The organism is Phaeocystidibacter luteus, assembly GCF_008933115.1.
Taxonomy (GTDB): Bacteria; Bacteroidota; Bacteroidia; order Flavobacteriales; family Schleiferiaceae; genus Phaeocystidibacter; species Phaeocystidibacter luteus.
Genome location: NZ_WBVO01000023.1, coordinates 1 through 1,257, shown reverse-complemented (window position 1 = coordinate 1,257; position 1,257 = coordinate 1). Strand labels below are relative to the sequence as shown.

Below are 1,257 nucleotides of genomic sequence, written 5' to 3'. Positions count from 1 at the left end.
AACATCTCATTTTTCTTCCTAGATAAGGTTGACGATTTATGGATCACATTGGGAGTTTTCAACTCAAGTGTGAGGTGTGGCCTGTCATCGTTGTAAGTCTCTTGAGCATATCCAACCACGGTCTTGGCAGGTATTCCATTTTCCAAGTATGGGTAGATGTACTCATTTTTCAAGATACCGTTGACTCGTTCTGCAACGGCGTTATCCCGTGGGTCGCCTGATTGGGTCATGCTGATCTTGATCTTGTGCTTCTCTAAGCAGGCTATATATGCATGACAACAGTATTGTATCCCTCTATCAGAGTGATGCATCTCTGGCGCACCTTCTCTCGCGATAGCTTCTTTTAACGCTCGAAGAGTGTTCCTCGCAGCTAGGTCTTTTGCCAACACTGCAGCAACGATCTTCTTTGAGTATAAGTCAGTAATCAAGCTCAAGTACTGACACTTACCGTCGACCTCAACATAGGTAATGTCACTTACCCAGACTTGCATAGGGCGCACTACCTTCTTGCGTAGCAACAGATTGGGGTACTTTCGGTATAAATGGTTCGAGTTCGTTGTGCGTCTCCTGTTCCTGGGCATGCGAACCAACATCCCATGTGAACGTAGCAAGTTGTACAACTGATCTCTGCCTACGATGTCAGGATGAGATTGTAGCTTCTCTCGCAGTTTAAGCACCCCCATCTTAGGGTGCCGCTGACGTATCTCACGAACCGCTAAGAGCAAATTGATCTGCCTATCTTCTCGTTTCGTTTGCGCGTGATTGTGCTTGTAGTAGCCTTGACGGCTAACACCAAACGATCTGCACCAGTAGCTCACTCCTTTAGAGTAGAGTTCACTCAGCTCTTGGATCGATTGGTAAAGGGCTTTTTTGGCAAGGGTTTACCAAGCTCCTTCTCAGCATTACGTATGAAGTGCTCAAGCGCTATAGACTTGTCTTGCGACAGCTCTAAAGACCGCTCAAGCTCTTTGATGTAAGCCAGAAGCTCTTCCTTACTCTTGGTAGTATGACCACTCATAGTAGCACTCAAGGTACGAGTATTTAAGGAGCTTACACCCTCGCGTGACTCATGTTTGTGTACCCACTTGGAGATGGTGCTCGATCCCAAAATCCCATACTTCCTGCCTAGATCCGCCATACTGAGGGCACTGCTGTAATATTCAGCAACTACCATCGCTTTAAATTCTGTTGAAAAACGTCTCGATTTCTGATTCATAGTTGACATTGAATTGTGTCAACCTATTTCAGGACGTGACA

The 1,257-nt window shown here is 45.9% G+C and carries 2 protein-coding genes; both read right to left on the bottom strand.

What is annotated here, in order from left to right; all coding sequences use genetic code 11:
- Nucleotides 1-818, bottom strand: an 818-nt coding sequence (locus F8C67_RS14240; protein WP_151668530.1) for an IS3 family transposase, incomplete at its 3' end; no start/stop codon positions are given.
- A gap of 20 nt (nucleotides 819-838) precedes the next feature.
- On the bottom strand, nucleotides 839-1,216 hold the full coding sequence (locus tag F8C67_RS14235) for a transposase (RefSeq protein WP_170266486.1): 378 nt from the start codon (nucleotides 1,214-1,216) through the stop codon (nucleotides 839-841).
- Between the last annotated feature and the right edge of the window lie 41 nt (nucleotides 1,217-1,257).

Coding starts and splice junctions, on each gene's coding strand:
- F8C67_RS14235 (WP_170266486.1), bottom strand. CDS start 1,216: ATGAATCAGAAATCGAGACGTTTTTCAACAGAATTTAAAGCGATGGTA.